17 protein-coding genes and 1 riboswitch are annotated in these 24,158 nt (G+C 67.9%); of the genes, 11 read left to right on the forward strand and 6 right to left on the reverse strand.

Going from position 1 to position 24,158, the window contains the following annotated elements:
* Positions 1 to 703: 703 nt before the first annotated feature.
* From BR39_RS0117425 to BR39_RS26575, 3 genes are all read right to left on the reverse strand, one after another.
* A complete protein-coding gene (locus BR39_RS0117425) occupies positions 704 to 1,171 on the reverse strand; it encodes an SRPBCC domain-containing protein (RefSeq protein ID WP_029914551.1) in 468 nt (155 codons plus the stop codon).
* 154 nt (positions 1,172 to 1,325) lie between these two features.
* Entirely contained in the window at positions 1,326 to 2,048 is a 723-nt protein-coding gene (locus tag BR39_RS0117430; protein WP_231499496.1) for an EcsC family protein, read from the reverse strand.
* Entirely contained in the window at positions 2,045 to 3,196 is a 1,152-nt protein-coding gene (locus BR39_RS26575) for a hypothetical protein (RefSeq protein ID WP_156035817.1), read from the reverse strand. The genes BR39_RS0117430 and BR39_RS26575 overlap by 4 nt, the downstream gene beginning before the upstream one ends.
* A 217-nt stretch (positions 3,197 to 3,413) precedes the next feature.
* Between BR39_RS26575 and BR39_RS0117435 the strand changes: the two genes are divergently transcribed.
* The 7 genes from BR39_RS0117435 (at position 3,414) to BR39_RS25870 (ending at position 14,618) form a co-directional block, all read left to right on the forward strand.
* Positions 3,414 to 4,112 carry a chromosomal replication initiator protein DnaA gene (locus BR39_RS0117435; protein WP_029914553.1) on the forward strand — a complete coding sequence of 233 codons (699 nt, stop codon included), beginning with the start codon at positions 3,414 to 3,416 and terminating at the stop codon, positions 4,110 to 4,112.
* Between the two features lie 306 nt (positions 4,113 to 4,418).
* Positions 4,419 to 6,653, forward strand: a complete 2,235-nt coding sequence (locus BR39_RS0117440) for an RNA degradosome polyphosphate kinase (RefSeq protein ID WP_029914555.1) — start codon at positions 4,419 to 4,421, stop codon at positions 6,651 to 6,653.
* Positions 6,650 to 7,111: a hypothetical protein gene (locus tag BR39_RS0117445; protein WP_029914556.1), complete on the forward strand. Its 462-nt coding sequence runs from the start codon at positions 6,650 to 6,652 to the stop codon at positions 7,109 to 7,111. The genes BR39_RS0117440 and BR39_RS0117445 overlap by 4 nt, the downstream gene beginning before the upstream one ends.
* An 80-nt stretch (positions 7,112 to 7,191) precedes the next feature.
* A complete protein-coding gene (locus tag BR39_RS0117450) occupies positions 7,192 to 8,679 on the forward strand; it encodes a Ppx/GppA phosphatase family protein (protein WP_029914557.1) in 1,488 nt (495 codons plus the stop codon).
* 287 nt (positions 8,680 to 8,966) lie between these two features.
* Entirely contained in the window at positions 8,967 to 11,981 is a 3,015-nt protein-coding gene (locus BR39_RS0117455; RefSeq protein ID WP_231499497.1) for a TonB-dependent receptor domain-containing protein, read from the forward strand.
* A 177-nt stretch (positions 11,982 to 12,158) separates the two neighbouring features.
* Positions 12,159 to 12,437, forward strand: coding sequence for a hypothetical protein (locus tag BR39_RS0117460; protein WP_051695865.1), 279 nt, complete (start codon positions 12,159 to 12,161; stop codon positions 12,435 to 12,437).
* A gap of 114 nt (positions 12,438 to 12,551) precedes the next feature.
* Positions 12,552 to 14,618, forward strand: coding sequence for an ATP-binding protein (locus tag BR39_RS25870; protein ID WP_231499512.1), 2,067 nt, complete (start codon positions 12,552 to 12,554; stop codon positions 14,616 to 14,618).
* Between the two features lie 48 nt (positions 14,619 to 14,666).
* Here BR39_RS25870 and rnd read toward each other — a convergent pair whose 3' ends face one another.
* Positions 14,667 to 15,836: a ribonuclease D gene (gene rnd / locus BR39_RS0117470; RefSeq protein WP_029914562.1), complete on the reverse strand. Its 1,170-nt coding sequence runs from the start codon at positions 15,834 to 15,836 to the stop codon at positions 14,667 to 14,669.
* Positions 15,837 to 15,949: 113 nt separating this feature from the next.
* On the opposite strand from rnd, the gene purM reads away from it, so the two are divergent.
* The 4 genes from purM to BR39_RS0117490 all read left to right on the forward strand — a co-directional run bounded on the left by purM (position 15,950) and on the right by BR39_RS0117490 (position 21,859).
* Complete coding sequence (gene purM, locus BR39_RS0117475; protein WP_029914564.1) at positions 15,950 to 16,975, forward strand: phosphoribosylformylglycinamidine cyclo-ligase; 1,026 nt, start codon at positions 15,950 to 15,952, stop codon at positions 16,973 to 16,975.
* A 4-nt stretch (positions 16,976 to 16,979) separates the two neighbouring features.
* Entirely contained in the window at positions 16,980 to 17,555 is a 576-nt protein-coding gene (purN, locus tag BR39_RS0117480) for a phosphoribosylglycinamide formyltransferase (RefSeq protein ID WP_029914566.1), read from the forward strand.
* Between the two features lie 232 nt (positions 17,556 to 17,787).
* Positions 17,788 to 17,904: riboswitch (glycine riboswitch) on the forward strand.
* Between the two features lie 284 nt (positions 17,905 to 18,188).
* Positions 18,189 to 20,585 (forward strand): TonB-dependent receptor, encoded by a 2,397-nt coding sequence (locus tag BR39_RS0117485; protein ID WP_035018636.1) that lies wholly within the window; start codon positions 18,189 to 18,191, stop codon positions 20,583 to 20,585.
* Between the two features lie 56 nt (positions 20,586 to 20,641).
* On the forward strand, positions 20,642 to 21,859 hold the full coding sequence (locus BR39_RS0117490; RefSeq protein ID WP_029914570.1) for a dipeptidase: 1,218 nt from the start codon (positions 20,642 to 20,644) through the stop codon (positions 21,857 to 21,859).
* Here BR39_RS0117490 and BR39_RS0117495 read toward each other — a convergent pair.
* Both BR39_RS0117495 and BR39_RS0117500 read right to left on the reverse strand, forming a co-directional pair.
* Positions 21,856 to 22,503 carry a YoaK family protein gene (locus tag BR39_RS0117495; protein WP_029914572.1) on the reverse strand — a complete coding sequence of 216 codons (648 nt, stop codon included), beginning with the start codon at positions 22,501 to 22,503 and terminating at the stop codon, positions 21,856 to 21,858. The genes BR39_RS0117490 and BR39_RS0117495 overlap by 4 nt on opposite strands.
* Positions 22,500 to 24,056 carry a hypothetical protein gene (locus BR39_RS0117500; protein WP_029914573.1) on the reverse strand — a complete coding sequence of 519 codons (1,557 nt, stop codon included), beginning with the start codon at positions 24,054 to 24,056 and terminating at the stop codon, positions 22,500 to 22,502. The genes BR39_RS0117495 and BR39_RS0117500 overlap by 4 nt, the downstream gene beginning before the upstream one ends.
* Positions 24,057 to 24,158 lie beyond the last annotated feature (102 nt).

Below are 24,158 nucleotides of genomic sequence, written 5' to 3' on the forward strand. Positions count from 1 at the left end.
CCGGAGTGCAAAAGTGTGTACCGTTTCGACGAAGCCAGTCGCTCCGCGCGATGCGTTATCCGCCAGCGTCCGGTGGGCAGCCCTGTTGAGGCTTAGCCGGACCCGGGGCGGCTGTTTCCAGCTTTCCCGGCCGCCGGGGGCGCGGGCCTAAGGGCAAACACGCGCTTTGTCCCCGTTCGACGCCGACGGCGGGCGGGCTCCCCAACGATGGGAGTCCCCGGACACGCTGGAGTAACCCCCTCCAGCCCAGTCCCGCTCGATCGCCCCCCGCCGCCGCATCGGTCGCTGGCCATGCGCCCTTTCCGGTGCGGCGAGGTGGGTAAAGGATACGGCTGGTTTGGAAGGTGGGGACAGATCGGGGTTGAGAAAGTTCAAGGCGTTGAAATCGCTGAGGTTCGTTCGCTATCCGCATAGGATAGACGCATCCAAATCCCTCTCTCTTTGAGAGAGGGAGGGGCCCGCCGCCGCAGGCGGTGGGAGGGTGAGAGGTTTCACCGCCTGCCGGCAAACCCCGCGCCGCCGAGCGCCGCCAGGGGAGTCCAGACTTCCACCCTCATCGCGGCCGCCAAGTCATGCCGCTCCTCGTCGGAGCCTTTTCCTGAGAGATTGTAACCTCTCACCCTCCCACCGCTTCGCGGCGGGCCCCTCCCTCTCTCTATGAGAGAGGGGATTTAGGCGGCGGCGCCTTGATGCGAGGCGTGCCCTAGCCCCCGAACCACCCCGCCAGCTTCTTCAGGCTCTCCTTCGAGCCCTCCTTGTTGTCCGCCGGCCGCAGCCCCGGCGGCAGGTTCTCCGACAGGAAGGTCACCCGCGTGCCGCCCTCGGCCGGCTCCAGCGAGACGGTGATGGTCATCTCGCCCTTCAGCGCCGGGGCGTCGGTATCGAACAGCACCGCCCAGACCACCCGGCGGCCCGGCGTGATGGCCGCGAAACGCACGCGGGTGCGGTCCTCGCGCTCGGCGGTCTTGCCGACGTGTCCGGTCTCGCCTTCCGGATAGTAGAGCGACATCTCGAACCCGCCGCCCACCCGGCCGTCGAAAGCGTGCATCCGGCCGGTCATGTCGCCGGGCGGCAGCCATCGGACCAGGATCTCGGGGTCCATCAGGGCGTTCCAGACGGCGTCTGGCGCGGCGGGGATCAGGCGGCTGGCGCGGGTGGTGGGTAGCGGCATGTGTCTTTCAATCCTTCCCTTCCCCTCGTGGGGAGGGGGGACCAGCGAAGCTGGTGGGTGGGGCCTCCGGCGTCCAGGCCGATTGGCGCATCAAACCCCACCCGACCCTGGCTCCGCCAGGGCCAGCCTCCCCACGAGGGGGAGGGAAAGGTCGTCAGGCGCCCTCGCCTTCCGCCGCCAGCCACCGCATCCGGTACGCCATCATCGCCGTCTTCCCCAGGTGCGCCGTCAGCCGCCAGTTGACCACGGCCCCGACCGGGGCGCCGACCACGGGCAGCAGCTGGGCCAGCTTGGCCAGGTCGATGTGGTCGCGGTACTGCTGCTGGAACGACCGCCAATCGAAGGCCTTCAGGTCGGTCGGATGCTCGCGCGTGTCCCAGTCGTCCATGGCCTCCAGCACCTTCACGCGGTGCTCGACGTCGGAGAAGGCCAGCTCGAAGATGTGCAGGATATAGAGCCGCTCGCTCAGCACGCTCCCGTCATGGCCGTAGAGGGCGGCGATCTCGAACAGCAACTTGAGCTTGAAGCTCATCAGCAGCGGGAAGTCGGCCGCCGCCAGCAGGAACCCGCCCGCCCCCGCCACCCCGCCCTCGGCCCCGGCGGCGGTCTTCCAGCCCTGGATGGCGGCCGCGACCTTGGCCTCGCGCTGCTCCAGCGTGGCGTCCCGCAACGGCGAGGCCGTGGCGAAGTCGGCCCCGGTCAGGATCGCCTTGGTCATCGCCTCCATGGCGGCGGTGATCGCGGCGTGGACCTTCTCGGGGATGATCGTGTTGATCTTCCGCTGCACGGCCCGCGAGGCGTTGCCCAACGGCCCGGCGGGCTTGGTGATGCGGGCGCGCCAGGCGGCGATGGATTGAGTAAATTCCTGAATGGTCACCGGCGAACTATCATGGATCTAGAAAATTCTCCGAGTATTATTACTGGAACTCGATCGTTTGCCGCCGCAATAAGTTCCATTACCGATAGTGCGAGCGGTGTCGATTTCTCGATTTCCAGCATCCATTTATCTGGATAGTATCTCGCGTACATTCCAACAATATACAAAGCTAAATAATACAACCCAAACTCGTTTAAACTTTGATTATCTTCGCAAAACCATATATTTGAGCAATTCTCTTGTATTGCATTTGGCAATTGAAATATTGACGGCGGCATATCTGTTCGATCTCTAAGTCTTATTATGTACCCTGAATACATGGTGTCTATTTGTAGAGATTCGAACGAGTTAGGCCCAAATCCGAATGATTTTACGGTATTTTCTATAGTCTCTCTGTTTTGAGGGTGTATGGATAGGCATGTTATATTTGTTCTTTCTGCGTGTCTTGTGTCAACTGACATTGTTGATCGGCAAATTTTACTCCTTAGTTGATGATCTTCCAGGAATTTTGCCATCCTTGGCATATTTGAGTAACAATCCAGGAGGGTCATTCCCTCGCATCTCAAAAGTGGGAATCTCTTGTCTGCGCCAATTCCAAGTGTGGCGTAGGTTTCATTTCGCGTTCCCTCCAAGAAATATGTGGTGTGTTTTCCGACTATGGGGAGTTCCCGGGCGCTTCTATGCCACAGCTCAAAGGTGCCGGCTCGTCCCGTTCCATTTTGATGCGGCACGGCCCGAAGGGCGGCGGCAGAAACTTCAAGGGGGGCCCCAACCGGCAGGGTGTCCACTCCCTTCAATTCCAGTCCGTGGTGGCCGTGGCTGTTGCGAACGCGGTCAAGACTGCTGTCGCCATCTTGCTTGTACAGAACCTCGGCTAGAGCTAGAGACATAATTGAATAATAGTATAAAAGTGGATTTGTGGCGTAGCTAACCGCATTGGCGGCGGTGGCGTATTCTTCCGCTTGGATTAGGCAGTGCCTAATTTGCTCCGATTGCTTTTTTGCGAACTTTTTATACCGTTCAGGTATATCGTGATGTTTGCGAAGAATTTCATAGGTATATTGTATATTTTGATATCTTTTTAGTCGAAGCCAAACGTGATGCAGTGCGTCGCTCTCGTTCGCGATCGTTAAGTTGGATATTATCAACTCCCCTCTCCATGTTTTTCGGAAAGCAAGATTGCCGAACTTTTTATCAATTCAAGATCAGTTCATTGATGCATGCAAGTAGGCCTGTTTCGACCTAATGCCATCCCATCCACACCTCCCCGCCCCTCATCCCCAGCCAACCCGCCGCACGCCCTCGCCCTCCCCCACAACCCGGCCTATATCTCCGGCAACAGAGTAAACCGCCCCGGACGCCGCCTTGCCCCGTCAGTTCCGACTGCCGCTGACCGCCCCGCCCTGCTGGGATCGGGAGTCGTTCGCGTCGTCGCCGACCAATCTCGAGGCGCTGGAGGGGCTGGACGCCTGGCCGGCCTGGCCCGACGGGCGGATGGCCCTGGTCGGGCCGGCGGGCACGGGCAAGTCGCACCTGGCGCGCGACTGGGCGGCGCGGACCGGGGCCGTGACCATCGAGGCGGCTTCCACGGGCAATAAGCCGCTGGACCTGGCCGCCCTGCGCGGCCGGCCGCTGCTGGTCGAGGACGCCGACCGCCGGTCCGAGGGCGACCTGGTCGACGACGAGACCCTGTTCCACCTGATCAACATGGCCGGGGTCGACGGCGGCAGCCTGCTGCTGACCGGCCGCCTGGCCCCCGTGGCCTGGGAGGCCGCGGTGCCCGACCTGCGCTCGCGGCTGAACGCCCTGACCGTGGCCCGGGTCATGGAGCCCGACGACATCGTGCTGGAGGCCGTGCTGCGCCGCGCCTTCGAGGCGGCGGGCATCCGGCCGGCGGGCGACCTCTATCCCTACCTGATGGCCCGCCTGCCCCGCTCGGCGGCCGAGGTCCTGGCGGCGGTGGCGGCCCTGGACGAGGCGTCCATCGAGCAGGGACGCGAGGTGAACAAGGCGCTGGCCCTGTCGGTGCTGGATTTCGGCGGGGACGACGACGGCGAGGACTGAGGTCCGCCGCGTCTTTCCTCATCGCCCCCAAATGGTTGTCATCCCGGCCGAAGCGAAGCGTAGAGCCGGGACCCAGGTGAACCGCACCGCCTTCGCCCAGTCTCCTGGGTCCCGGACAAGCGCTGCGCGCTTTCCGGGATGACAACCTTTGGGCGGGCGTGGAGGAACTTGGCCGAACGCAAACCTTTGGGAACTTCTTCCAGGCAAAGCTTGCGACGCCGCGCGCGTGAGGGGCGCCAAGACCTGTCTTTGTCTTGCTCCTGTCACCACCGTCCTTCACTCTGTACGCGGTAAACGGAGTTCCCCATGCCCGACGACGCCACAGCCCTCGACCTGCCCGCCGCGCCTTCGCCGGCCGCGCCGGACCTGGCGGGCCTGCGGCTGGACGACGAGCTGCTGGCCGCGCCGGAGCGGTTCTTCAACCGCGAGACCTCGTGGCTGGCCTTCAACTGGCGGGTGCTGGAGGAGAGCGGCAATCCGCGCCACCCGCTGCTGGAGCGGCTGCGGTTCCTGTCGATCTCGGCCAACAACCTCGACGAATTCTACATGGTCCGCGTGGCCGGCCTGAAGGGCCAGGTGCGCGAGGGCGTGCGGGTGGTCAGCCAGGACGGGCTGACGCCGGGCGAGCAGCTGGCGCGGATCAACGCCTCGGCCGCCGAGCTGATGGCCGAGCAGCAGAAGATCTGGCGCGAGGTGCGGGCCGAGCTGTGGGGCGAAGGCCTCAAGCTGCTGGACGCCAAGGACATCGTCGGCGCCGACCGCGAGCGGGCCGAGGAGATCTTCCTGACCCGGATGTTCCCGGTGCTGACGCCCCTGGCGATCGATCCGGCCCACCCGTTCCCGTTCATCCCGAACCTGGGGTTCTGCCTGGCGCTGAAGCTGCGCCGCATCGCCGACGACAAGCACCTGTACGCCCTGGTGCCGGTGCCCAGCCAGGTGCAGCGGTTCTGGGAGCTGAGCCAGACCCCGGCCAAGAGCACGCGCAAGCGCGAGCGGCGGATCGTGGCGCTGGAAAGCTTCATCATCCTGTTCCTGGACCACCTGTTCCCCGGCTACGAGGTCGAGGGCCGCGGCCTGTTCCGCCTGATCCGCGACAGCGACCTGGAGATCGAGGAAGAGGCCGAGGACCTGGTGCGCGAGTTCGAGGCGCGGCTGAAGAAGCGCCGCCTGGGCCGCGTGGTGCGGGTCAAGATCCAGACCACCATGCCCGAGGACCTGCGCGCCTTCATCATCGAGGGCCTGCGCGCCCTGCCCGAGGACGTGGTGCTGGTCGACGGCAAGCTGGGCCTGGCCCAGATGGCAGAGCTGATCCCGCCCGACCGTCCGGACCTGAAGTTCAAGCCGTTCAACGCCCGCTTCCCCGAGCGCATCCGCGACCACGGCGGCGACTGCTTCGCGGCGATCCGCGAGAAGGACATCCTGGTCCACCACCCGTTCGAGAGCTTCGACGTGGTGGTCCAGTTCATCCGCCAGGCGGCGCGCGATCCCAACGTGCTGGCGATCAAGCAGACCCTGTACCGCACGTCCAAGGACAGCCCGATCGTGGCGGCCCTGATCGAGGCGGCCGACAACGGCAAGAACGTCACCGCCCTGGTCGAGATCAAGGCGCGCTTCGACGAGGAGAATAACCTCAAGTGGGCCCGCGACCTGGAGCGGGCGGGCGTGCACGTGGTGTTCGGCTTCGTCGACTGGAAGACCCACGCCAAGCTGTCGGTGGTGGTGCGGCGCGAGGGCGACAGCTCCTTGCGCACCTACTGCCACTTCGGCACCGGGAATTATCACCCCCAGACGGCCCGCGTTTATACGGATTTGTCGCTGTTCACCTGCGACCCGGCCCTGGGGCGCGACGGCGGCAAGCTGTTCAACTTCATCACCGGCTACGCCCAGCCCGGGCGGCTGGAGAAGCTGAGCTTCTCGCCCGAGACGCTGAAGCCGGACCTGCTGACCATGATCGCGGCCGAGGCCCGCAACGCCCGCGAGGGCAAGCCGGCGGCGATCTGGGCCAAGATGAACGCCGTGGTCGACCCGCAGATCATCGACGCGCTCTATTCGGCCAGCCAGGACGGCGTGCAGATCGACCTGGTGGTGCGCGGCATCTGCTGCTTGCGGCCGGGCATCAAGGGGCTGTCGGAGAACATCCGGGTCAAGTCGATCGTCGGCCGGTTCCTGGAGCACGCCCGCATCGTGGCCTTCGCCAACGGCGGGGCCATGCCCAGCCCGCAGACCCGGGTCTTCATCAGCTCGGCCGACTGGATGCCGCGCAACCTGGACCGCCGGGTGGAGAGCCTGGTGCCGGTCGAGAACCCCACCGTGCACCAGCAGGTGCTGAACCAGATCATGGTCGCCAACCTCAACGACGAGGCCCAGAGCTGGAACCTCGACCCGGAAGGCCACTACGCTCGCGACCCGGCCTGGGACCGCAAGGGCGCCTTCTCGGCCCACGAGTACTTCATGACCAATCCCAGCCTGTCGGGCCGGGGCCACAAGGTGAAGGACCTGCCGCAGGCGTTCGACCACGTGGGTCCGCGCAAGCGGGGATGAGGCGGTCTCTCATAGCCGTCCTGGCGGCCTTTGGTCTCACCGCCTGCGGACCGCGTCTGGCCGAGCAGGCCGACATCTGCGCGATCTTCGCCCTGCCCGCCGCGCCCGGCGACGCCCAGGCCGGCGACGCCGCCGACCTGGCCTGGGCCAAGGTCCACGAGCGGGCGCTGTTCAAGTCCGGTGTGATCTACCGCTCCGGCTGGAAGGTCATGGAGCACGGCCGCCCGTGGGGCCGCTGTCCGGCCAAAGGACCAGGTCGCCCCAAGCCGATCGAGCACCTGCTGGTCAGCCCCGACGCGACCTACGCCATGACCAAGGGCGGGCGCCGCGAGCACGGCCGGCCGGTCAGCTTCGGCGCCTGCTATTACGAGAAGGGCCCGTCGGGCTGGCGCGTGCGGGCCTGCCGCAAGACCCTGAACGAGCCCCTGCCGCTGGTCACGGCGCATCCGCTGTCCTAGAGGAGGCGGCGCACGCGACGGTCGACAGCTTTTTCCGTGCGGCGCCTTCCCCTCCCCGCCCAATGCGCTAAACCACCCCCATGCCTTTTGCGGCGCCGCGCGACGCGGCCGTTATCGATATCGGCTCCAACTCGGTCCGCCTGGTGGTGTACCGGCTGGAAGGCCGCGCCATCTGGACCGTCTTCAACGAGAAGGTCCTGGCGGGGCTGGGCCGTGACCTGGGCGACGGCGGCAAGCTGAACCCCGAGGGCGTGGCCCAGACCCTGGCGGCGCTCAAGCGCTTCCGCGCCGTGCTGGAGGCCGTCAAGCCGGCCGAGACCTTCATCGCCGCCACCGCCGCCGTGCGCGAGGCCAAGGACGGCGCGGCCTTCGTCAAGCAGATCCTGGCCGAGACCGGCTTCTCTACCCGCGTGCTGTCGGGCGAGGAAGAGGCCCGCTACGCCGCCCTGGGCGTGCTGGCCGGCGCGCCGGACGCCACCGGCGTGGTCGGCGACCTGGGCGGCGCCAGCCTGGAGCTGATCCGCCTGGAGGCCACCGGCGCGGGCCTGGGCGTCACCCTGCCCCTGGGCCCGTTCAGCCTGGGCGTTTCGGACGGCTTCGACCTGGAGAAGGTGCGCCGCCTGTGCGCCCAGCGCCTAGCCCCGGTGGCCGAGGCGTTCAAGACCGACGTCTTCCACGCCGTGGGCGGCGCCTGGCGCAACCTGGCCCTGCTGCACATGCGCCTGACGGGCTATCCGCTGCACGTCGTCCACCAGTACAGCATCGGCCGCGCCGAGGCCCTGGAGGCGGCCCGCCTGGTCGCCCACCAGTCCAAGAGCTCGCTGGAGCGCATCGAGGGCATGAGCCGCAAGCGCTCGGAGACCCTGCCCTACGCCGCCGTGGTGCTGGAGCAGCTGATCGAGAGCCTGGACCTCAAGCGCATCGAGATCTCGGCCTACGGCGTGCGCGAGGGCCTGCTATTCGAGGCCATGCCGCCCGGCGTGCGTCGGCTGGATCCGCTGATCGAGGGCTGCGCGTCGCTGGGGGCTCGACAAGGCGTCGCCGACGAACTGGGCGCGGCGCTCGACACATGGCTGACGCCGGCCCTGGACCAGCTGCCGCCCTGTTTCGGCGAGCGCGACGCGGTCCTGGTCTCGGCCGCCTGCCGTCTGGCCGACCTGGGCGCGCGCCTGCACCCGGACCATCGCGCCGACCTGGTGTTCGAGCAGGTGCTGCGCGCCCCGATCGCCGGCCAGACCCACGCCGAACGGGCCTTCCTGGCCGCTGCGGCCTTCGCGCGCCACGCCACGGCCTTCACGCCGCCGGAGGTGGACGTGCTGGAGCGCCTGCTCACGCCGGCCCGGCTGAAGCGGGCCCGGGCCGTGGGCGCGGCCATCCGCCTGGGCTGCGACCTGTCCGGCCGAAGCGCGCCCCTGCTGGCCCGCTCGCGCCTGTCCATCGACAAGGGCGACCTGCTGCTGACCGCCGAGCCGGGCTACGCCGACCTGCTTCTGGGGGAGCAGACCGCCAAAAGAGCGGGCGCCCTGGCCGCCCTGCTGGGCCTGAAACTCAAGATCACCGCGCTCTAGCCGGCCAGCCTGGTCACGCGCATAGGCTGTACCGGCTGGCCGGCCCCGGCCCGCTCTACGTCCGCGCGCGTTGGGCTATCGACAAACGATAACTTGTCGGATGTTTCTATCGTGACACGATAAGTCTCGATTATGTGACAAAAGAACCACGTTACATTTCATTAATGCAATGATTGTTGACCGTGCGTCTCGTTGATCTGTAGCCGTTCTAACGCCGGGGTCAGAAAAGCTGAGTCGGTGACTCGTTCGCGCCTCCAACGGCGTGGTCACTACATTGGGGATGTATCTTGACAACTAAACTCTTGCGTGAGCGCCTGCTTGCGTCGTCGATGATCTGCGGCGTCGCCGCCGGCCTGTTCGCCGCGAGCTCGGCGACCGCCCAGACCGCCGCTCCGGCCGCCGACCAGACCGAGGTCGAAGAGATCGTCGTCACCGGTTCGCTGTTCCGTCGCACGGACACCGAAACCCCCTCGCCCGTCACCGTGCTGACCTCGGAGAACCTGCAGCGCGCCGGCCTCACGACCGCGACCGACGCGATCCGCTCGGTCTCGGCCGACGGCGCCGGTTCGATCGGCACCGGCTTCCAGAGCGGCTTCAGCGCCGGCGGCTCGGCCGTCTCGCTGCGCGGCCTGGGCGTGTCCTCGACCCTGGTCCTGATCGACGGCCTGCGTTCGACCAACTTCCCGATCAACGACGACGGCCACAACGCCTATGTCGACCTCAACAGCATCCCGTTCAGCCTGATCGACCGCGTCGAGGTGCTGAAGGACGGCGCGTCGTCGACCTACGGCGCCGACGCCATCGGCGGCGTGGTCAACCTGATCCTCAAGCCGCAGTTCCAAGGCATTGCCGGCAGCGCGGAAGTCGGTGAATCCGACCGCGGCGACGCCGAGCACAAGCGCTTCGACCTGACGCTGGGCTATGGCGACTATTCGGCCAGCGGCTTCAACGTCTACATCAACGGCGAATTCCAGACGGACGGCCGCGTGGCCAGCCACGACCGGGGTTTCCCCTACAACACCCAGGATCTGACCTCGATCGGCGGCCTGGACAACAACCGCGGCGATGACTCGATCAACACCGCCAGCCCGAACGCCGTGGTGGTCCGCACCACCCAGAGCAACCTGAACAACCCGCTCTCGGGCGGCGTCCTGGCGTTCCCGGACGGCACCTATGTCGACTCTTCGGGCGCGACCCAGCCGTACAGCAACTACACCTCGCTGAACACGAACTGCGCCAACGGCAGCTACACCGTCACCAGCGGCGGCGCGCGCGGCACGGGCTGCAAGTACAATCTGGTCGACCAGTACAACCAGATCGCGCCCAAGCAGAAGCGCTACGCGGTCAACGGCCGCATCAGCAAGCGCTTCAGCGATCACGTCGAGGGCTACGTCACCGGCAGCTACTCGTACGACTTCGTCAGCATCATCAACCAGCCGCGCGCCATCCGGAACACGCAGCCCTTCGGCGGCGCCGCCGCCCTGGCCTCGAACAACCCGGGCATCGTGCTGCCGGTGTGGATCTGCACCTCGGGCGCCAACTGCGCCGACCCGACCGCGGCCGGCCGTCGCCTGAACCCGAACAACCCCTACGCCGCCGCTTTCGCCAACGACCCGGCCAACGGCGCGGCGCGGATCTACTACCTGTTCGGCGACCTGCCGGCCGGCAGCGACCGCACCAACGAAGTGTACCGCGGCACCGCGGGCCTGAAGGGCGACATCGACGGCGACTGGAACTGGCGCGTTGAAGCGGTTGGGGCCAAGGACAACCTGAGCATCGACCAGTTCGGCTTCCTGAACATCGCGAACCTGATGAACGCGATCAACACGGGCGCCTACAACTTCGTGAACCCGTCGCAGAACACCGCGGCGGTCCGCAACTTCATCTCGCCGACCATCACCACCCCGTCGCACTCGTCGATGGTGTCGCTGGACGCCTCGGTCACCAAGCGCCTGTGGGCCCTGCCCGGCGGCGACATGCAACTGGCCGTCGGCGCCCAGGTCCGCAAGGAAAAGCTGGTCAACAACAACCAGAACGAAAAGCTGGACACCTACACCCTGACCACCTCGTCGGCCTTCGGCGAGCACACGGTGTCGGCCGCCTACGCCGAACTGCTGGCGCCGGTGCTCGACAACCTGGAAGTCAACCTGGGCGGCCGTTACGACCACTATTCGGAAGGCTTCAGCCACTTCTCGCCGAAGATCGGCGTGAAATACACGCCGGTGAAGCAGGTGGCGTTCCGCGGCACCTATTCGGAAGGCTTCCGCGCGCCGACCTTCGCTGAATCCGGTCCGCGCAGCCAGTACGCCGGCTTCTCGACCTACGCCCCGCCGAACTCGTTCCAGAACGCCCACGGCGGCCTGGTCTCGGCCGGCAACACCAACCCCTACGCCCAGCAGTACAATCTGGGCGGCGGCTACGTGGGCAATCCGGACCTGAAGCCGGAAACCTCGCGCAGCTACACCGTCGGCATGATCGCCGAGCCCTTCCCGTGGCTCAGCATGACGGTCGACTACTACAACGTGAAGAAGTCAGACCTGATCGTCGCCGGCCCGCTGATGGCCGACGCGCGCGCGGCCTACTACTCCAAGACCAACGTCACCGACGCCTGCGCGGCCGTCGCGGCGGTGGGCGCGGGCTATTCGTGCAACCTGGTCGACGCCATCGACCCGCTGTACCCGACCGCCCTGCCCCGCGTGCTGATCATCAACGCCCCGTTCGTCAACGCGAACTACTCGCTGACCTCGGGCGTCGACTTCTCGGCCACGGCCAAGGTGAACCTGCCCTATGACGGCAAGTTCACCAGCCGGATCGAGGTGACGCACGTGCTCCAGTACGACCTGCACACCAGCAAGGGCGTGCAGAAGTACGCGGGCACCCTGGGTCCGTACCAGCTGTCGTCGGGCAACGGCACGCCCGACTGGCGCGGCAACTGGCAGAACTCGGTCGAGTTCGGCCGCTACACCGTGTCGGCCACCACCTACTGGGTCGGCAAGATCGCCGAAGTGGCCCAGGACCAACGGGCCGGCACCGACTGCGCGACCAACAATCTGTACTCGCCGGGCAACGCCACGATCGGGAACAAGTTCTGCTACATCAAGCGCTTCGTGAACGTCGACCTGAACGCCTCCGCGCGCGTGAAGGAAGGCTTCACGGTGTACGGCAACGTCGGCAACCTGTTCGACGCCCGCGCGCCGGTGGCTCCGGCCGCCTACGCCAGCGCGCCCAACTTCCTGACGACCTTCCACTATCCGGGTCTGGTCGGCCGGACGTTCAAGGTGGGCGTCCGCTTCGAGTACTAGGCTCGAAGCCATCGCCTGAAGGGGGCCGGTTCCGAAAGGAGCCGGCCCTTTCTTTTTGCCCCTTCGCCCCGGCTCCGTCGGGTCCGCGACACGCCGCCGCACCGAACCGCGGTCGATGAGCACGGTTTGTTATCCACACGCGTCGCAAGCTCCACCTCAGAAACGGGGAGCGCATCCATGCAGAAGCAGCGGATTTTCGAAGTCGAACGTCTCGAGGACCCTAGCCTGGCCTTTCCGCCGCCGCGGGCGCGGCCCGCGCCGCGACTGGCCGACGACAGCGACGTGTCCGTGATCGGACCGGCCCGCCGCCTGCAGGACGACCTGGCCCACGCCTTCGCCGCCGACGCCCGCTGGTCGGTCAAGCGCACGGTGATCGTCGGCCTGGTCTTCCACGTGGCGGTCCTGGGCTCGCTGGCCCTGGCGGCCGGCGGCCTCCTTCCGCAGATCGTGCGTTAACCCTCCGGAACACCGGCGGCGGAACAGCGTTACGCAAGCGCGCAACCTTTACTGTTTGAACACGCGCGCATGCAATCTGGGGCCATGGGCAGGGGGATAGACATCTTGGACGGCATGCCGGCGGGACGTCGCGCGGTGCGCAGCCTGCTGGTCCTGGGGGCGATCGTCGTGACGATCGTCGTCCTGGGCGGCTGCGCCCTGCTGGCCTTCGCCGCCGTGTCCGTCGACCGCCTGCAGGCGCGCGAGGAGCATGTCGTCGTCCGGCAGACCCTGGAGCGGTCGCTGCTGCGCCTGGACAGCGACGTGGCCGCCGCCGCGGTCTGGGACCAGGCCTTCGAGACCATCCGCCCGGGCGTCGATCCCGCGTGGATGGATTCCGAGATGGGCTCCTACTACGCCAACAACCGCGGCGACGACCTGTCGATCGTGTTGGATTCCGCGAACCGGCCCTTCTACGCCTGGGTGGACCAGGGCCGGGCGGCGCCGGAAAGCCAGGCGGGGCTGGTCGCCGCGGTCGCGCCCCTGATCGCCGAGGTCCGCCGCCAGGAGAAGGCGGCGGCCAAGCGCCCTCGCCCCACCGATCCCACGGTCGCGACGATCGCCGAGACCGCCCACGGCGTCGTCCGGGCGGACGGCCGTGTGTATCTGGTCGCCCTTTCGACGGTCACGCCGGAGAAGGCCGCGCGGCCTCGGGCCGACACGCCCGCGATGATCGTGATCTGCGCCCAGCGGGCCGATCGCCACCTGCTGCCCGCCCTGGCCCAGGAGATGCGTATCCGCCGTCCCGGTCTGGTTGGCGCCCAGCCGGCGCGGGGCGCGGCCATCGCCCTGACCGGTCCGAGCGGCGAGCCGCTGGGCTGGCTGACCTGGTCGCCCAAGCAGCCCGGCCTCGACGCGGTCCGCGAAGCCGCGCCCCTGGTCCTGCCCGGCGTCCTGCTGCTGGTGGCGGCCGGCGCCGCCCTGGCGCTCCGGGTCCGCCGCGTCCTGCGCGAGCTGGACGCCTCGGAGGTCGGCGAGAAGAAGGCCCTGGCCGAGGTGGTCGAGGCCCGCGACCGGGCCCAGGCCGCCAACCTCGCCAAGTCGCAGTTCCTGGCCAATATGAGCCACGAGATCCGCACGCCCCTGAACGGGGTGCTGGGCATGGCCCAGGTGATGGAGCAGAGCGGCCTGGGCTCGCCGCACCGCGAGCACCTGAAGATCATCCGCGACAGCGGCGAGACCCTGCTGGCCATCCTCAACGACGTGCTGGACCTGTCGAAGATCGAGTCCGGCCGTTTCGAGCTGGACGACCACGTGTTCGACCTGGGCCAGACGGTCGCCGCCGCCTGCCGGCCCTTCGCCCTGCTGGCCGACCAGAAGGACGTGGCCTTCGTCACCGAGATCGCGCCCGACGCCCAGGGGACCTGGTGCGGCGACAGCGTGCGGCTGCGTCAGGTGCTGTCGAACCTGGCGTCCAACGCCGTGAAGTTCACGCCGGAGGGCCGGATCCGGCTCTCGGTCGAGGCGACGCCCGAGGGGCTGACCTTCACCCTGGCCGACACCGGCATCGGCATCGCGCCCCAGCGCATCGCCGCCCTGTTCGAGAAATTCGTCCAGGCCGACAGCTCGACCACCCGGCGGTTCGGCGGCACGGGCCTGGGCCTGGCCATCTCGCGCGAGTTGGTCGAGCGCATGGGCGGGACTCTGCGGATGGACAGCGCCCCGGGCAAGGGCTCGACCTTCGTCTTCCGCCTGCCGTTCGTGCGCGCAGACGTCGACGACTGCCTGCCCTCCGTCCAGGCCGACGGCGACATCCGGTCCCTGCGCATCCTGGCGGCCGAGGACAACGCCACCAACCAGTTCATCCTGCGCGCCCTGCTCGAGCCGGCGGGCGTGGACCTGCACACCGTCGCCAACGGCCGCGAGGCCGTGGACGCCTTCCACGCCGACGACTTCGACCTGATCCTGATGGACGTGCAGATGCCGGTGATGAACGGCATCGAGGCCACGCGGGCCATCCGCGAGCGCGAAAGCGCCCACAGCCTGTCGCCGACCCCCATCCTGGCCCTGTCGGCCAATGTCATGAACCACCAGGTGGCGGAATACGCCCAGGCCGGCATGGACGGCGTGGTCGCCAAGCCCGTCGACGCCGGCAAGCTGATCGAGGCGATCACCGCGGCGATGGAACGCGGGGCGGTCTAGGAAAGGCACCGCTCATCCCGGCATTCGCCGGGATGAGCGGATTGATTGTTACGCTTTCGGAGTCGCCCGGCGGACCTCGACCACCCGCACGCGCGTGCCGTCCAGCACCAGGGCCAGCTCGCCGCGCTTGATCTTCAGGGCGTCCGAACCGAAGGCCTCCAGGCGCCAGCCCTGCAGGGCGGGCGTGTCGGCCTCGTCGTTGGCGGCGATCTTCTCCAGGTCCGAGACCGTGGCGATCAGCTTGGACGCCACACCGGCTTCCTCGGCGCGGGCCTTCAGCAGCACCTTCAGCAGCTCGACCACGGCGCCGGCCGAGGCGGGCGGCGGCGGGCCGGACTTCTCCAGCACCGGGGCGTAGCCTTCCGGATCGGCCAGGGCGGTCTTGATCGCGGCCAGCAGGTCGGGACCGAACTTGGAGCCGCCGAAGCCCTTGGGCACGCTGCGCAGGGTGTTCAAGCCCTCCAGCGAGGTCGGGGCCTGGGTGGCCAGCTCGTCGATGGCCTCGTCCTTCAGGATGCGGCCGCGCGGCTGGTCGCGGGTCTGGGCGGTGCGCTCGCGCCAGGCGGCCACGGCCTTGAAGACCGCCAGGTACTTGGCGGCTGTCTTGCGCGGACGCAGGCGACGCCAGGCCTTCTCGGGATCGACGTCGTAGGCGGCCGGATCGTTGAGCGCCTTCATCTCCTCTTCCACCCAGGCCAGGCGGCCGGCCTTTTCCAGGCGGTCGCGCAGGATGGGGAACAGGGTCGCCAGGTGGGTCACGTCGGCGATGGCGTAGGTCAGCTGGTTCTCGCTCAGCGGACGGCGGGCCCAGTCGGTGAAGCGGCTGGACTTGTCCAGCTCGACCTTCAGCATCTGACGGACCAGGGCGTCGTAGGCGATCTGCTCGCCGAACCCGGCGGCCATGCCGGCCACCTGGGTGTCGAACAGCGGCGTGGGCATGGCGTTGAGGTTGTTGAAGATCTCGACGTCCTGACGGGCGGCGTGGAAGACCTTCAGGATCGAGGGATCGCGCAGCACGTCGAGCAGCGGCGTCAGGTCGATGCCGTCAGCCAACGGATCGATACAGGCCTCGGTGTCCGGCGAGGCCACCTGGATAAGGCACAGCTTGGGCCAGTAGGTGGTCTCGCGCATGAACTCGGTGTCCACGGCGATGAAGGGCTGTCCCTTCAGCTCATTACAGAACGCCGCCAGCTCAGCGGTAGTGGTGATCGTCGTCATCGGCTGCTAATAGCCTCGCGCACCCCCGAGTCTGCAAGCTAAAGCATGAGTTGGGCGTCAACTTTTCCTTGTCTAAACGGTCCCTTGGGCCGTTTTCGAGCCAGAGCGAACGCATGAGCGACCCCCAGAACGGCCTCACCTACGCCCAGGCCGGCGTCGATATCGATGCGGGCAACGCCCTGGTCGAGGCGATCAAGCCCCTGGCCAAGGCCACCCGGCGCCCCGGCGCCGAGGCCGGACTGGGCGGTTTCGGCGCCCTGTTCGACCTCAAGGCCGCCGGCTACGAAGACCCGCTGCTGGTCTCCACCACCGACGGCGTCGGCACCAAGCTGCGCATCGCCATCGACACCGGCATGCACGCCACGGTCGGCATCGACCTGGTGGCCATGTGCGTCAACGACCTCTTGGCCCAGGGCGCCGAGCCGCTGCTGTTCCTCGACTACTTCGCCACCGGCAAGCTGGACGTGGCCACCGCCACCAGCGTGGTCGCCGGCATCGCCGAGGGCTGCAAGCTGGCCGGCTCGGCCCTGGTGGGCGGCGAGACCGCCGAGATGCCGGGCATGTACAGCGACGGCGAGTACGACCTGGCCGGCTTCTCGGTCGGCGCGGTCGAGCGCGACGGCGTGCTGCCCAAGCTGGACAAGCAGCGGGCCGGCGACCTGGTGATCGGCATCGGCTCGTCGGGCCCGCATTCCAACGGCTATTCGCTGGTGCGCCGCGTGGTCGAGCGCTCGGGCCTGGCCTGGGACGCCCCCGCCCCGTTCGCCGAAGGCAAGACCCTGGCCGAGGCCCTGATGGCCCCGACCCGCATCTATGTGAAGTCGATCCTGCCGCTGCTGCAGTCGGGACGCGTGAAAGGTGGGGCGCACATCACCGGCGGCGGCCTGATCGAGAACCCGCCGCGCTGCATCGCCGAGGGCCTGAAGGCCGAGTTCGACTGGAACGCCTGGCCCCTGCCCCCGGTCTTCGACTGGCTGCAGCGCGAGGGGGGCATCAGCGACCACGAACTGCGCCGGACCTTCAACTGCGGCGTCGGCTTCATCCTGGTGGTCGCCGCCTCGGACGCCGAACCGGTGCTGGCCGCCTTGCTGAACGCGGGCGAGGACGCCTTCATCTGCGGGCAGCTGGTCCAGGCCTAGCGTCATGAAGATCAAGGTCGCCGTCCTGATCTCGGGCCGGGGCTCCAACATGGAGGCCCTGGTCCGGGCCGCCCAGGACCCCGCCTGCCCGTTCGAGATCGCCCTGGTGCTCTCCAACAAGCCGGAAGCCGGCGGCCTGGTCACCGCCGCCGCCGCCGGGATCGAGGCCCTGGCCGTCGACCAGCGCGACTTCGGCAAGGACCGCGAGGCCCACGAGCGCGCCATCGACGCGGCCCTGCGCGACCGCGGGATCCAGGTCGTGGCCCTGGCCGGCTACATGCGCATCCTGACGCCGTTCCTGGTCGAGGCCTGGGAAGGCCGGATGCTGAACATCCACCCCTCCCTCCTGCCCGCCTATCCGGGCCTGGACACCCACGGCCGCGCCCTGGCCGCCGGCGAGGTCGAGGCCGGCTGCACGGTCCACCTGGTCACCGCCGGCGTCGACGAAGGCCCGGTCCTGGGCCAAGCCCGCGTGCCGATCCTGCCCGGCGACACCGAGCATATGCTGAGCGATCGTGTGCTGGAGCAGGAGCACCAGCTTTATCCGGCCACCCTGGCCGAGTTCGTCCGCGGGCTCTGACGCCCCGACTTGCACCAGGGCGAACTTTCGCCCCATGGGACGCCGGGAAAAGCAGCGTGGGCTGCGTCCCGCGGCGGCGCCCCGCGGCAAGCCGAGGCGTCGGCGCTTCCCACAATTGACGCAAAGCCTGTTGCGGATCCTCCTGTCGGGGCTCTCGCGGGAGAGATCGGGCCCGGCCCGGCGCTGAAGGCGAAACCACCCCGGAAACGCTCAAGCAGAAGGACCGCGACGGCCTCGAAACGCTGGAAAGCAGGGCGTGTCTGCGTGCGCCCTCGCCGAAGGAGCAAGGCGATCCCCGTCCATGGGGTGGTCGCTGAATCTCTCAGGCGCCAAGGACAGCGGGGGTGCGGAAGGCGGGCCATGGCGGTCCGCCACGACACCTCTTGGCTGCCGATGATCTGAAAACCCAGTCCCTACGACCCCGTTCAGAAAGCTTCGCTCGACCGTCACACGAAGACCTATGCGGTTTTCGTGAGATACCCATTTGATCTATAAATACTCGACATTTTCAATGTTTATAATTTATACATCAATGCGCATCCTCTGAACTTAAGTATATTTTGTCGTCGAAAGCAGCTTTTCTGAATTTACCGCGATAGACCAACCGTCGAGCTTGTCCCTAGTCAAAAATGATTGGGGATAGTCATGACGAACACGCGCCTTTCGCCGGCCTCGGGCCGGTTCCGAGCCCTGCTGCTCGCCGCTTCGATCCTGGGGGGCGCGACGCCCGCCCTGGCCCAGGAGGCCGACAAGGCCTCGACCGTCGATGAACTGGTGGTCACCGGGGCCCGCGTTTCCGAAGCCAGCGTCGCCATCGGCACCGACCACGCCACCGCCACGGTTTCGATCACCCGCGAGGCGCTGCTGTCGGCCCCGGCCGGCATCACCGGCCTGAAGATGCTGGAGAGCCTGCCGGGCTTCAACGTCCAGGCCAACGACGCCCTGGGCATGTACGAGTTCGGCAATTCGGTCTCGGTGCGGGCCTTCAACTTCCAGCAGATCGGCTTCCTGCTCGACAACATCCCGATGGGCCGCAGCGACCAGTTCGGCGGCAGCCCGATCTATCGCTATGTCGACAACGAGAACCTGCTGCGCGTCACCGCCTCGGCCGGGGCCGGCGACGTCTCCCTGCCCAGCTACGCCTCGCTGGGCCCGATCGTCGACTACTTCACCCAGAAGCCGTCCGAGACCGCCGGCGGTTCGCTCAGCCAGACCCTGGGCAGCGACAGCCTGCGCCGCACCTTCCTGCGCCTGGAGACCGGCGAGCACGCCGGCTTCTCGGCCTATGTCTCGGGCTCGATCATCAAGGGCGACCTGTGGCGCGGCCCGGGCACGATCGATCGCAAGCACTACGAGGGCAAGATCAACTACGCCCTGCCCAACGGCGGGAACATCAGCTTCCAGACCGTGCACAACGACTATTTCGACTACGATAGCCCGTCGATCACCAAGGCCCAGTACGCCGGCACGGCGGGCGACGTGTTCGGCCGCAAGGGACGCAGCTTCGCCTATCTGGGCAATGTGCCGCTCTCGACGCCGTTCGGCACGGCGGCCACGGATTCCAGCCTGCCCCAGACCACGGCCGGGGTGCCCTACTCCAACGCCAACTACGCCCAGTACTACAAGTTCGCGGTCAACAGCCGGCAGGACCACCTCTACGGCCTGACCCTGAACACGCCGATCACCGACGCGATCGACGTCACCGCCACGGGCTATTACGAGGACAAGGAAGGCTACGGCGTCTCGCCCGAGGCCTACGCCACCTCGCTGGCCAGCTACAACGCCGAGCGGCTGATCGTGGCCGGCCTGACCGCGCCCAAGGGCCTGCAGTACGGCCTTTCGGGCATCGACGGCACCCGCAAGGGCGTGACCGGCAAGGTCGCCTGGCGCGCCGGCTTCAACAAGTTCGAGGCGGGCGTCTGGCTCGAGGACGACGACTATCACCGCACCCAGGCGCGCTACAACGTGCAGGACGGCAACCCGGACGGCGCGCCGCTGTTCAACGAGCCCGTCCACCTGCAGCGCAACTACGTCTCGACCCGCGAGACCACCCAGCTGTTCCTGAAGGACACGCTGAGCCTGGTCGACGACAAGCTGAAGGTCGAGCTGGGCTTCAAGGCCACCGACATCGACTACAAGATCACCGGCTATCGCAATCCGGGCGACTACATCGCCCAGCGCAAGCCGACCCTGACGGCCAAATGGAAGGACGATTTCCTGCCGCAGGTCGGCTTCGTCTACGACATCAACAGCCGTGACCAGATCTTCTCGTCCTATTCGGAGAACATGGCCCTGCCCCGCGGCGCCGACGACGTGTTCTCGGCCGCCAGCCCGACGGTGGTCGCGCCCAAGCCGGAGACCTCCAAGAACCTGGAACTGGGCTATCGCGCCAACCGCCAGACCTTCAACGCCTCGATCGTGGCCTACAAGACGGAGTTCAAGAACCGTCTGCAGCAGTTCAACACCGAGGTGCCGGGCGGCGGCGGCACGATCGAGAGCTTCTACCAGAACGTCGGCGCGGTCGAAGCGCAGGGCGTGGAGTTCAGCGGCCAATGGAAGCCGGCGCTGCTGGACGGCAAGATCTTCTTCAACGCCAACGTCTCGTACAACAAGTCGGAGTTCCAGGACGACGTCCCGGGCTACCGCGCCAGCGCCACGGCCGCGCCGATCACCCTGCTGACCAAGGGCAAGTCGGTGCCCGACTTCCCCGAATGGCTGTTCCAGGGCGGGGTGACGGTCCAGCCGACCGACGGCGTGGTGTTCAACCTCTCGGCCCGCCACATCGACGACCGCTTCACCAACTTCGTCAACAACGAGACCACCGGCGGCTACACGATCTGGAACGCCTATCTGGATCTCGGCGACGGTTTCGGGGCCGGGCCGTTCGAGCAGGTCAAGGCGCGGGTCAATGTCGATAACATCTTCGACAAGGACTATCTGGGCACGATCAGCACCACGGTGAACACCCCGGCCAGCTTCCGGCCCGGCTCGCACCGCACGATCCAGTTCACCCTCTCCGCCGACTTCTAGGTCCACGCTCCGGCCAGCCTCGCGAGAGGCTGGCCGGACAGTTTTCGAGTGCTCGCATGACCCGTCCCCTGCTCCTGGCCGCCGTTTCGGCCCTTGCCTTCGCCACCGCCTCGCAAGCGGCCGAGACCGCCGCTTCGGCCCGCAAGATCCACGAGGGCCTGCTGACCCTCGACACCCACCTGGACACCCCGGCCAATTTCGGCCGGCCCGGCTGGGACATCCTCGACCGCCACGACGCGGCCAAGGACGGCTCGCAGATCGACTATCCGCGCATGGTCGAGGGCGGCCTCGACGGCGGCTTCTTCGCTATCTACACGCCCCAGGGGCTGCGCACGCCCGAGGCCACCCGGGCCGCCCGCGACGGCGCCCTGATCCGCGGCGTCGAGATCCGCGAGATGGTCGCCAAGCACGGCGACAAGTTCGGCCTGGCCCTGAAGGCCGACGACGCCGCCGTGATCGCCGCCCAGGGCAAGCGCGTGGTCTTCATGAGCGTCGAGAACAGCTATCCGATGGACGGCGACGTCACCCTGCTGTCCAGCTTCTATGCGATGGGGGTGCGGATTTCGGGTCTCGCGCACTTCAAGAACAACGACATGGCCGACAGCGCCACCGACAAGCCCGAATGGCATGGCCTGTCGCCGCTGGGGAAGTCGTTCGTGGCCGAGGCCAACCGGCTGGGCGTGGTGCTGGACGGTTCGCACTCGTCCGACGAGGTGCTGGACCAACTGATCGCCCTGTCCAAGACCCCGGTGATCCTGACCCATTCGGGCTGCAAGGCGGTGTTCGACCACCCGCGCAACGTCGACGACGCCCGCATCAAGGCCCTGGCCGACAGCGGCGGCGTGATCCAGGTCGACGCCTATTCCAGCTACCTGATCGACACGCCCAAGAATCCCGAGCGCGAAGCCGCCATGGCCGCCCTGATGGCCAAGGTCGGGGCGCGCAGCAAGATGACCGAGGAACAGCGCGCCGCCTTCATGGCCGAGCGCAACGCCATCGACGCCAAGTGGCCGGTGACCAAGGCGACTTTCCAGGACTTCATGAACCACCTCAACCACGCCCTGAAGGTGGCCGGGGTCGATCACGTGGGCATCGGCATCGATTTCGACGGCGGCGGCGGCGTGACCGGCTTGAACGACGCTTCCGACTACTGGAAGATCTCCCAGGCGCTGCTGGCCGAGGGCTACACCAAGGCCGACCTGGAGAAGATCTGGAGCGGCAACGTCCTGCGCCTGCTGCGCGCGGCCGAGGCGGCCAAGGCGCCGGCGGCCTAGGGTTCGGCGGCGCGGTCCCGCCAGGCCGTGGCGGCGGCCAGGACCGCGATCAGCGCGGCCGCCGCCCACAGCGCCAGCACGCCCCAGCGCAGATAGGCGAACGCCCCCAGGGCTCCACCGCAGGCCAGGCCCAGCCACAGGCACGCGAACGGGACCCAGGCCCAGCGGTCGCCGCCGGTCAGGGCCGCGGCGATGCGCTGGCCGATCTTCACCAGGGTCCCGGTCATGTAGGTCAGGCCCAGGCCGACGTCGCCGTTGCGCTGGAACACCGCGTTCTCGGCCCCCATGGCCAGGACCACGACCCCCGCGCCGGCCGGGCCGAAGCCCAGGCCGATCAGGCCGGCGCCGGTCGCCAGCAGGGCGGCCTCCAGGGCCAGGACCCAGGACCGCCGCCCCTCGCCCGCCGCCCGCGCGACCAGGGCCCCCAGCGTGGCTCCGACCACGAACAGGCCGATCAGCATCAGGGCGGTGCGCGCCATCGCCCAGTCGCCGGTGGCGATCCCCACGCCCAGCCGCGTGGAATTGCCGCTCATGAACGAGACGAAGAACCCGCCCAGCTTCAGGAAGCCGATGGCGTCGACATAGCCCGCCACGGCCGAAAGTCCGGCCGCCAGGGCGATCTCGCGACGGCGATAGTCCTTCATGAGCCCTCGCCCGCCTTGGCCATCAGCTCCAGCACCTTGCGGGCCTGGACCGAGGCGAGCCCGCCGTTGGGGTCGGCCGACATCGGCTTGAGCAGCGAGAAGGCGGTCTCGCTGTCGTCGGCGCGCAGGAAGGCGACCGCCGCCACGATCCGGATCTCGGCGACGTCCGGCGCCAAGGTCACGGCCCGCCGCAGCAGGGCCAGCCGTTCCGGCGAGGGCGTCTCGTCGGGCGACATCGTCTGGGCCAGCAGGAACAGGGTCTGGTAGTCGTTCGGCTCCGCCGCGTCGGCGCGGGTCAGGTAGGCGCGGGCCTCGGCCAGCAGCGGGGCGGCGTGCGTCTTGTCGGCGGCGGAGCGATAGAGCTTGCTGGTCCCCATCAGCCGCAGGGCCTCCAGATTGCCCTCGTCCTCGTGGAGCAGCGTCTCGAGCAGGCGCTCGCCCTTGTCGCGGTCGCCCAGCGTGATCTCGGCCCGGGCCAGGGCCTGGCGGCTGTAGCGCTCGTCCGGCCGTTTCGCCGCCGCCTTGCGGATCCGCCGCAGCAGGTCGGTCCGGCCCCGATAGGGATCGGCCTTCAGCCGCTGGAGCTCCAGGATCAGGTCGTCGGCGCCCGCCGGCATCCGGCGGATCGCGACGGCGGGCGGCGGCCCCTGCGGGCGGGCCAGGGTCGTCATGACCGGCTGTCCGCGCAGGAAGGCCCGCAGGTCCGGCTCCAGCTTCCCGACCGGCCGCCCGAAGACCTCGGCCCAGGTGGCCTTCGGGTCGCGCGCGCCGGCCTCGAGACGATCCAGATAGGTCGCCAGCCGGGCCTTGCGGTCGGGATCGGCCCACAGGTAGCGCACCAGCAGGGCCGAACGCGCGTCGTAGCGGCCCGGATCGGTGCGGTCGTCGCCGGCCTCGGCGATCAGGCTGGGCATGCTGTCCAGGTCGCGCGCGATCCGGTCGTCGCCGAACAGCGCCGGCGTCGCGCCGACCACCACGCTGTCGGGCCGGATGTCGACGGCGCTGTAGTAGATGGCCGCGCCCTTGCTCAGCCAGCGCGGCTGGCGAAAGGCGAAGTTCTCGCTGAAGAAGTGGAAGGCGTAGGCGCACAGCACGCTGTCGTCGCCGGCCGTCCGGTCGGTCACGCCGAAGAAGCGGAAATTGTCGCGCACCACGACCGCGAAGATGTCGTCGGTGGTGGCCACGTCCATCGACAGCGAGCCGGTCGTCGCGCCTGGCAGGAAGCGCTGGTAGGTCTCGTTGACCGCCGCGCCGCGCCCGACCGGCCGGATCAGATAGATGGGGAACTTGCGCGCCGTCGGATCGCGGGGCTTGCCGTAGATCGACCGCAGGGTCTGGTCCAGCGCCTCCAGGTCCTCGACCGTGCGCCGCGCGACCTCGGCGCTCTCGTCGGAATAGACGATGACGTGGTCGCCCTCGGCCCGCAGCCAGCGGCCGAAGCCCTGGGGCGAGACGGCCACCGCCTCGACGGGCGTGGCCTTGGGCGTGGCCTGGGCCAGGGCAGCGCCGGGCGCGGCCAGCAACGCGGCGGCCAGCACGCCCCGCATGATCATCGCCCGCCCCAGCAATCTCGTCGCCCCACGCTGCTCCCTGATGCGGATTGGAGGACAAGCCGGGGGCGGATGTCCAGCGGCCAAACAAAAAGGCCGGCGGAT

This window comes from Caulobacter sp. UNC358MFTsu5.1 (assembly GCF_000712075.1).
Lineage (GTDB): Bacteria > Pseudomonadota > Alphaproteobacteria > Caulobacterales > Caulobacteraceae > Caulobacter.